Raw genomic sequence first — 8,428 nt, 5'->3', positions numbered from 1 at the left:
GGGCTCGCTGTTGGCCGCTTGCGCGGCGCCGATCGCGGCGAAGGAAAGAATCAGAGCGGAAACGATGGTCTTGGCTTGCATGGCAGTACTCCTAGTCCTGGTTAAGTGATCCGGGTCGTACATCGCGATTTCGTTCGGTTGGGAAGTTCGCGATGTCCGTTGCTGTTCCCGATGAAACGCATTCTGCGCTTCCAGGACCTAGGGATAAACCCTCATGGCCGAAATTCATCTTTCCAGATTTCGCACTAATCCACCACTATTACATTGCGCCGACTATTGAATTCATAAACGAAGGCTATTGCCCCTTGCCCGACTAGATGCCGCTGAACCAGTTGTAGCCCTGGTCCTCCCAGTACCCCCCGGGATAGGTGTTCGTGACGAACATCGCCACGATGTGCTTGGGATTCTTGAATCCCAGCTTGGTCGGAACGCGCAGCCGCAAGGGCTGCCCATAGTCCGCCGGCAGCGCCGCGCCGCCGAAATCCATTGCCAGGATGGTCTGCGGATGCAGTGCCGTCGGCATGTCTATGCTGCCGTAGTAGCGGTCGGCACACTTGAAGCCGACATAGCGTGCGGTAAGGTCGGCGCCCACGCGTTGCAAGAAGGTCTTCAGCGGAATGCCGCTCCACTGGCCGATGGCGCTCCAGCCTTCGATGCAGATCAGACGCGTGATCTGCGCGGCCTGCGGCAGCTGGCGCAGCTCTTCCAGCGTCCACGCATGCTTGTCGGACACCATTCCCGATACTTCCAGGCGCCACGCCGAGGTATCGATGTCGGGCACACTGTATTCGGGGTAATAGGCATTGAAGGGGAAGGGATCGGTGATCTGGCTCGCCGCGTAGGTCGGCGCCAGCTTGTCCGGATTGAACAGCCAGGCCTGCACGCGGTCGTTCCAGCGCGACATGGCCCACAGCACCTTGTCGAAGGTATCGCCATCCTGCATATTGCAGCCGCTCATCATGGCGATCGCGCCCAGCGAAAGTCCGCCGCGCAGCAGCAGGCGGCGCTGCGCGCGATACAGCTGGCTGCGCTGGGCGGGTTCCAGCACCAGGCGGGGATGTTTGCGTTCAGGCATCGCGGCCTCCATGGGCGCGGCCGGTAATCATCGGTGGCAAGGTGCGCGGCACCACGATTACCAGTAGCAGATGGACCACGACGAACAGGCCGATGCCCGCCATGGCGCAGAAATGTACGACACGCGCGGCCGCGAAGCCGCCGAACAGGTCCGTCAGTCCGCTCAGTTGCACGGGTTTCCAGATCGCCAGGCCGGACAGCACGATCAATACGCCGAGCAGCAGGACACCCAGGTACAGCGCCTTCTGCACGGCGTTGTACCGACCCGGCGTATGGGGCAGGCGCAGCCTTAGCGCGGCCACGGCATCGCGAGCCACGGCGCGTGGACGCACATCGAGCATGTCCCGCCGCAAATGGCCGGAAAGCACGCCGCCGACCAGGTACACCAGCCCGTTGCCGACCAGCAGCCACATCACCGAAAAATGCCAGATGGTGGCGGCACCCAGCCAGCCGCCCAGCGTCGCCCATTGCGGGAAGCTGAAACCGAAGATGGGCGAGGCGTTGTAGATGCCCCAGCCGCTCATGAACATGCAGGCCATGGCATAGACGTTCAGCCAATGGGTGATCCGTACATACAGGGGATGGACGCGGCGCACGGGCGCGTCCATCCCGCGAAACGAGCTCAAGGACAAGAGTAGCCTCCGGTGCGCGGCGCGCCGGGACATCCGGCGCGCCATAGCGGCAAGGGAATGGGCGGCGGCCAGGCCGCGGGCGGCGCGCCGCCATGCGCGGACCCGTCCGGCCTTACATCGGCGGAATCGTGCCGTCCTTGCCCGCAACGATGGTGCTGGCCGTCAGGCTGCCGTCGGCGTTCTTGGTGGGAAACACCAGGACGGGCGCGCCGGCCTTCAACAGGGAACGGTCGCCGGGCTCCATGTAGACGATGGGAACATCGGGCGGCACGACCACCGTCTTTTCGCCGTCCTTGTACTTCACCTTCATGGTCGTGCCGTTGGTGCCGACCAGACTGCCGACGGTACCGTTGGTCATCTGTCCGACCTTGCCGTCGGCGCCTTCCCACGGCCTGTTGCCTTCCCCGGAACCACGCAGCGACGCCGCGAAGACATGCACTTCCAGCGCCTTGAGGGTGCCGTCGGGCTGCGGCGTGGCCGCGGTACCGATGAAGCTGTCGGGCTTGATATCGCCGAGCTTGGCCAGCGACACCGAGCGCACGGCGACATTGGCCGGAATCGCCAGGCTCACGTCCTTGCCGTTGCGCGCCTTGACGACCAGCGTCGAGTCGGTCACCTGTTCGATCTTGCCGCGTACCGCCAGGCGGTTGGCCGGCGCCGGCTGCGCCTGTGCGGCGGCCATGCCGCCTGCCAGCAGCATGCCGGCACACCACGCTCCGATCCGATAACGCTTGTTCATCCGATTCTCCATCAGGCCATGGCGGGCCACGAATCCGGACCGCCCGGGAAAGTCCCCGCAGGGACGACGGCTTATGGTGGCGCCCGCATGAGGACGCCAACATGACGCCAGGATGACAATAATGTCATGAAGGGCCGGGCCCAAACCGATAGAATCGGCGCGAGGCAATAGAGGTGCGGTGTGCGCATACTGGTAGTCGAGGACGATCCTAAAACCGGCGAGTACCTGAAAAAGGGGCTGGGCGAATCGGGCTACGCCGTGGATCTGGCGCGCCACGGCGCCGATGGACTGCATCTGGCGCTGGAGCAGCGCTATGACCTCATCGTGCTGGACGTCATGCTGCCGGGCATGAGCGGCTGGCAGATCATGGAAACGCTGCGCAAGCACCAGGACGTCCCGGTGCTGTTCCTGACCGCGCGCGACCACCTGCAGGACCGCATACACGGCCTGGAGCTCGGTGCCGACGATTACCTCGTCAAGCCGTTCTCCTTCACGGAACTCGTCCTGCGCGTGCGCACGCTGCTGCGGCGCGGCGTGGTACGCGAAGCCGAGCAGCTGCGCCTGGCCGACCTGCACATCGACGTACTGCGGCGACGCGTCGTCCGCATGAATACCGCCATCGCCCTGACGGCCAAGGAATTCACTTTGCTGCACCTGCTGGTGCGCCGCGAGGGCGAAGTCCTGTCGCGCGCCATCATCGCCTCCGAAGTCTGGGATATGAACTTCGACAGCGATACCAATGTGGTCGATGTGGCGATCAAGCGCCTGCGGGCCAAGATAGACCGGCCCTTCGATCCCAAACTGATACACACGGTACGCGGCATCGGCTACGTCTGCGAGGTACGCGTATGCGCGGACAACGCCGACACTCCCTGACCCTGCGCACCGCGCTGGTGTTCGCGCTGCTCGCGGCGCTGGTCGTCAGCATGGCCGGCGTGTACCTGTACAAATCCCTGGAAGCCAGCCTGATCCTGCGCGGCGATGTCGGCCTGATCGGGCGCGTCGAACGCTACCGCACGCTGCTGCGCGACACGCTGACGCTGGACGAGATCCGCGCCCGGCCCGCCCTGTTCGAAAACATGCTGGGCAACGAACAGGACATACTGACGTTCCGCATGCGGGATTCGCAACCCGTCATGGACATCAATCCCGGCAGGCAAACCCTGCCTCCGATGACGCCCGTGGCGCAGGACCGGCCGCTCACCGTGGCCGACGTCCATCCGGCGGCGACGGCGCAGGGCGGCCGCATGCGCGTCGTCGCCGCGATGACGCGCACCGTGGACGGCCGGGCGGTGGAAGTCCAGGCGGCCCACCTTCTGCTGAGCGAAGCTCGCATGCTGCGCGTCTATCGCGGACAAATCGCGCTGGCGGCGGTCGCGGCCTTCCTGTCCATCGCGGTGCTGGGCTACCTGGCGCTGCGGCGCGGCCTGCGACCGCTGCGCACGATGGCAGCGCAAGCCAGCCGGATCACGCCGGCCCACCTGGACCAACGCCTGAAGCTTGCCGACACGCCGCACGAACTGCGCGAAGTCGCGGCGTCCTTCAACGCCATGCTGGACCGCCTGGCCGACGGCTATGAAAGGCTGACGCAGTTTTCCGCCGACCTCGCCCACGAGATCCGCACGCCGATCGGCGCGCTGATGGGAAGCTGCCAGGTCGCCCTTTACCAGCGCCGCACGCCGGAAGACTACGAAAGCGTGCTGGCATCGGGCCTGGAAGAACTCGAACGCCTGTCGCGGCTGGTGGAAAACATCCTGTTCCTGGCGCGCGCGGACAACGCGCAATCGGCGCTGGACCACACCCGCCTGGACCTCGCCGTGGAACTGCGCCGCGTGGCGGAGTATTTCGAAGGACTGGCGGAAGAACGCGGCATCCGGCTGCAGTGCAGCGCGAGCGGTCATCTGCATGCGGACGCCATCCTGTTCCGCCGCGCGCTCGGCAACCTGGTGGCCAACGCGGTGCGTTATGCCGACGCCGATAGCACCGTCACGATCCGGGCCGAAACCTGGCCCGACTCCGTCTGTATCCACGTCGACAACCGGGGCGCGCCCATCCCGCCCGACCGCCTGGATAAACTCTTCGATCGCTTTTATCGCGCGGACCTGTCACGCAGCGCGGGCTCGGACGCCAGTGGACTGGGCCTGGCCATCGTGCGCGCCATCATGACGCTGCATGGCGGTAGCGCCCAGGCGCAATCGTCCCCGGACGGCCATATCCGCTTCACGCTGCGCTACCCCGCGGCGGCGGTCGTGCAGGCCGGCCCTGGACAGGCGGACGGCGGTCGCGCCGTGCGCGGCGCACCCTGAAGCGCCCCGCGGCGTTGAATAAACAAATAACCGGTGCCAGAGGCTACATAGATCGACACTATCGATTTATACTTTTTTACACAGACATCTTCTTCCATTAGTCCTGCAATTGGAAAAGTGAATTCGCCGACCGAGGGTTTATCCCTATGATGCTGGCGCGCACAATATCCACACGTCGGGAACAAGGCGCATTACAAACCCGCGCCGTTCCCCCAACCGACTAATGGAGAAGTGCCATGAAAATCCAAACCATCGTTTCCTCCGTCGCCCTATCCCTGGCCCTGGTGGCTGGCGCCCAAGCGGGTACGCCCCGCGGCGACACCGACAACACCCCGTTCCAGGGCGTATACGGCCAAGTGGACAGCAATGCCGCCAGCCGTAGCCAGGTCGCGGCGGACCTGGCGCAAGCCCGCGCGGCCGGCCTGACCGGCAATGCCGATGTGGACAATGCCCCGTTCACCGCCCAGGCCAACGTGCCCTCCGTGCCCGCCACGGTAGCCGCCGGCGGTGTGCATGGCGACGTCGCCTTCGGCGATCTCGATAACCAGCCGTTCCAAGGCGTTTAAGCCGGAACGGCGCGGCGCCGGCGGACACGCCGGCCGACCAGACCGGCCGCCCGCCCAAAAGGCAGGCGGCAGCCCCGAAGAGAGGCGGGGCGTCTTCCGGTGCTCCTCTCGCGCAGTACCCATCGGCCCCGCCCTCACGGGGCCGATGTCTTTTTCAGGCGCCCGCCGCGGGGGTTTGCCCATCGCCTGCATCGCTGGCGATGCGTCCCGCCCGCTGCAAGGCCTGCACCAGGGCCGCATACGCCAATTCGCGCGAGCGCGGATCCGGCGCGCGCAATATGAAGGAAGGATGGTAGGTGGGTACGACGGTCAGGTCGCCGATGCGGAAAGGCTGGCCCAGCATCGCCGTCAACCGCACATCGGCACGCTGCATCAGCGCCTTCAGCGCGGTGGCCCCCAGCGCCACGGCGACGCGGGGTCGAACCGACGCCAGTTCTTTCTCCAGCCAATAGTGGCAGGCCTGGACTTCCCGCTGGGCCGGCGTCTTGTGCATGCGTCGCTTGCCGCGCGGAAACCACTTGAAGTGCTTGACGGCGTTGGTGACGAAGACGTCGTCGCGGCGCACCCGGGCCTCGTCCAGCGCGCGATCCAGCAGGCTGCCGGCCGGCCCGACGAAGGGTTCGCCGGCCTTGTCCTCCTGGTCTCCCGGCTGCTCGCCCACCAGCAGGATCGCGGCGCGTTTCGGACCGCGGCCCGGCACGGGCTGGGTCGCATCGCGCCATAACGCGCAGCGGCGGCATTCTTCCAGCGTGCGCGGCTGCTGCGCGGGTTGGGCCAGGCTGTCATCGCCGCCGGCGGGTTTTGCGCGGGTGGGCGCCGCCGCCCTGGAAGGCGCGGGCTTTTCTTCTTTGGGACGTGTGGTCATGGCAAGGGCTCGCACAAGGTGGCGCGGCGAACGGCGACCAGCGCGCTGCCGCAAAGGCGGGCCCCATGACGCGCAAAAACCGCACCCGATACGGCCCCGCTGCGCCCGTCCCGCCCTCGGGGGCAGACAGCCCCGTCCACGGCTAACCCTGCCCGGTGGCATGCAGGCGAGCCGTCATCAGAAAGGCTTGCGCCGCATCGCTGAGCCGTTCAGCACGATACGCCGCGCAGATTCTCACGCGCAGCAGGTCGGCATCGGCGACGATGGGCTTGCACGCCATCGCGCCGGTGGCCAGCGCAACGATGGAGCCCGGCAGGATGGATACCCCCACGCCGCCCGCCACCAATCCCAGCACCGTCGAAATCTGCACCGCCTCCTGCGCAATGCGGGGCTCGAAACCCGCCCGCCGGCACAGCGCCGCGATGCGCGACGAAAGCGTCGGTACCCCCTGCGCGGAGAACAGCACGAAGGCATCGTCGGCCAGGTCTTCCAGGCGTATGCGCGATTCACCGCTCAGCCTGTGTCCGGCCGGCAGCACCGCCACCAGGTGGTCCACCACGATGACCTCGGTCGATACGTCCGGCTGCAGGTCTGCCGGGGTCACCAGGAAGCCGATATCCACGATATCCGAATGGATCATCCCGGCGACCTGCATGGAACTGCCCTCGTGCAGCGCGAGCTCCACCCCGGCAAAGCGTTCCCGAAAGGCCAGTATGACCTTGGGCAGCAGCGCGATCATCGCCGGCCCGATGAAACCCACGTGCACGGTGCCGAGTTCGCCGCGACCGGCGCGCTGCGTGCGTTCCAGCGCCCGGCCGGCCTGGTTCAACAGCCGCACGGCTTCCAGCTTGAAAACCTCGCCGGCCGGTGTCAGCCGCACGCCGCGCGGCGACCGCTCGAACAATTTCGCCTGCACCAGGGCCTCCAGGCGCATGATGGCCTGGCTGAGCGGCGGTTGGGCCATGTGCATCTGCTCCGCCGCCCGCCGGAAGCTCAGCGTTTCGGCCACTGCCAGGAATTGCCGGACCATGCGTAGGTCCAGATTGGATGCGCGCGTCGACATGGAAGGTTCGGGCCGTCCGTGATCCGGTTGCAGTGCAGCGCCGCACGCGGTGAAACGCTTCGCGTATCGCGCAGGATTATTTTGGTATTAGACCATCGCGTACACCCTTCCTAAGATGCGGCAATCGTCGACCGGAACGCGACAAGCCCATCCTGCGGCGCGCGACGTCCCGGCAAGGAGACAACCATGCGCCGTTTGCTATCGACCCTGGCCTGCCTGACGGCATGCGCCGCCACCCACGCCGCGGAACCCGGCTTCCCGACACACACCATCACCCTCGTGATCGCCTCTCCGGCCGGATCCACACCGGATACCGGCATGCGCGCGATCGCGCCGGCCATGGCGCAGGCGCTGGGCCAGCCCGTGGTGGTGGAAAACCGCCCGGGCGCCAACGGCCAGATCGCGGCGCAGGAAGTCCTGAAGAACCCGCCGGACGGCTATACCGTACTGGTCGCCGCGGGCAGCACCATGGCCATCAATCCGCACGTCTATCCGCGCCAGGCCGCCGACGTGCTGAAGGACCTGAAGGCGGTCGGCAAGCTCTATTCCACCGATTTCTTCCTGATCGTGCGCAGCGACAGCGGCATCGATTCGATGGCGGCGCTGATCGCGCGCGCCAAACAGAAGCCCGGCGCGCTGGTGGCCGCCAACAGCGGCCCCGGCAGCGCCGCCCAACTGGCGACGGAAGTCCTGAAGCAACGGACCGGTGCCGATATCTACCAGGTTCCCTTCAACGGCAGCCCCGCGGCGGCGCTGGGGGTCGCGGCCGGCAACGCCGACATGCTGATCGAAACCCAGGCCGTTACCCAGCCCTTCGTCAGTTCCGGGCGAGTCAGGCGCCTGGCCACCACCGGCCACGCGCGGTCGGCGGCCTTCCCCAACATTCCGACGATGGCCGAGGCGGGCGTACCGGGCATGGAGATCTCGTCATGGGCCGGCATGTTCGTTCGATCGCAGGTACCGGCCGATCGCGTGGAACGCCTGAATGCCGCGCTGAATCGCGCGCTGGCGGCGCCGGAGATCCAGGCGGTGCTGCGCGGCGGCGGGCTGGAGCCGGGCGGAGGGTCCAGCGCCGCGTTCCAGCAGGAATGGCAGGCGCAGTCGCGGCTATGGGCCGACGTGGTCGCGCGTTCGCCCGGCCTGACCAATCGTTGAACGCCGCGCGACAGAACCGCAGGATATC

At 66.6% G+C, this 8,428-nt stretch carries 9 protein-coding genes; 4 read left to right on the top strand and 5 right to left on the bottom strand.

Going from position 1 to position 8,428, the window contains the following annotated elements:
• Positions 1-313: 313 nt before the first annotated feature.
• The 3 genes from ACO1P8_RS05920 to ACO1P8_RS05910 form a co-directional block, all read right to left on the bottom strand.
• Positions 314-1,075, bottom strand: coding sequence for a molybdopterin-dependent oxidoreductase (locus ACO1P8_RS05920; protein ID WP_486294987.1), 762 nt, complete (start codon positions 1,073-1,075; stop codon positions 314-316).
• On the bottom strand, positions 1,068-1,682 hold the full coding sequence (locus ACO1P8_RS05915; RefSeq protein WP_486294988.1) for a cytochrome b/b6 domain-containing protein: 615 nt from the start codon (positions 1,680-1,682) through the stop codon (positions 1,068-1,070). The genes ACO1P8_RS05920 and ACO1P8_RS05915 overlap by 8 nt, the downstream gene beginning before the upstream one ends.
• Positions 1,683-1,818: 136 nt before the next feature.
• On the bottom strand, positions 1,819-2,445 hold the full coding sequence (locus ACO1P8_RS05910) for a hypothetical protein (RefSeq protein WP_486294986.1): 627 nt from the start codon (positions 2,443-2,445) through the stop codon (positions 1,819-1,821).
• 180 nt (positions 2,446-2,625) lie between these two features.
• Between ACO1P8_RS05910 and ACO1P8_RS05905 the strand changes: the two genes are divergently transcribed.
• From ACO1P8_RS05905 to ACO1P8_RS05895, 3 genes are all read left to right on the top strand, one after another.
• Positions 2,626-3,321 (top strand): heavy metal response regulator transcription factor, encoded by a 696-nt coding sequence (locus tag ACO1P8_RS05905; RefSeq protein WP_486294985.1) that lies wholly within the window; start codon positions 2,626-2,628, stop codon positions 3,319-3,321.
• Positions 3,294-4,751 (top strand): heavy metal sensor histidine kinase, encoded by a 1,458-nt coding sequence (locus ACO1P8_RS05900; protein WP_486294984.1) that lies wholly within the window; start codon positions 3,294-3,296, stop codon positions 4,749-4,751. The genes ACO1P8_RS05905 and ACO1P8_RS05900 overlap by 28 nt, the downstream gene beginning before the upstream one ends.
• A gap of 236 nt (positions 4,752-4,987) precedes the next feature.
• On the top strand, positions 4,988-5,317 hold the full coding sequence (locus ACO1P8_RS05895) for a DUF4148 domain-containing protein (protein ID WP_486294983.1): 330 nt from the start codon (positions 4,988-4,990) through the stop codon (positions 5,315-5,317).
• Positions 5,318-5,471: 154 nt separating this feature from the next.
• Here the strand turns inward: ACO1P8_RS05895 and ACO1P8_RS05890 are convergent, their stop codons facing one another.
• Both ACO1P8_RS05890 and ACO1P8_RS05885 read right to left on the bottom strand, forming a co-directional pair.
• The gene (locus ACO1P8_RS05890) at positions 5,472-6,182 is read right to left on the bottom strand and encodes a UdgX family uracil-DNA binding protein (protein WP_486294982.1); all 711 of its coding nucleotides are present in this window, start codon (positions 6,180-6,182) and stop codon (positions 5,472-5,474) included.
• A gap of 142 nt (positions 6,183-6,324) precedes the next feature.
• A complete protein-coding gene (locus ACO1P8_RS05885) occupies positions 6,325-7,245 on the bottom strand; it encodes a LysR family transcriptional regulator (RefSeq protein ID WP_486294981.1) in 921 nt (306 codons plus the stop codon).
• Positions 7,246-7,431: 186 nt separating this feature from the next.
• Between ACO1P8_RS05885 and ACO1P8_RS05880 the strand changes: the two genes are divergently transcribed.
• Positions 7,432-8,400, top strand: a complete 969-nt coding sequence (locus ACO1P8_RS05880) for a Bug family tripartite tricarboxylate transporter substrate binding protein (RefSeq protein ID WP_486294980.1) — start codon at positions 7,432-7,434, stop codon at positions 8,398-8,400.
• The last annotated feature ends 28 nt before the right edge of the window (positions 8,401-8,428 follow it).

Source organism: Bordetella sp., from assembly GCF_057362025.1.
Note: the sequence above shows the minus strand (reverse complement) of the source record. Positions and strands in the feature narration are given on the sequence as shown.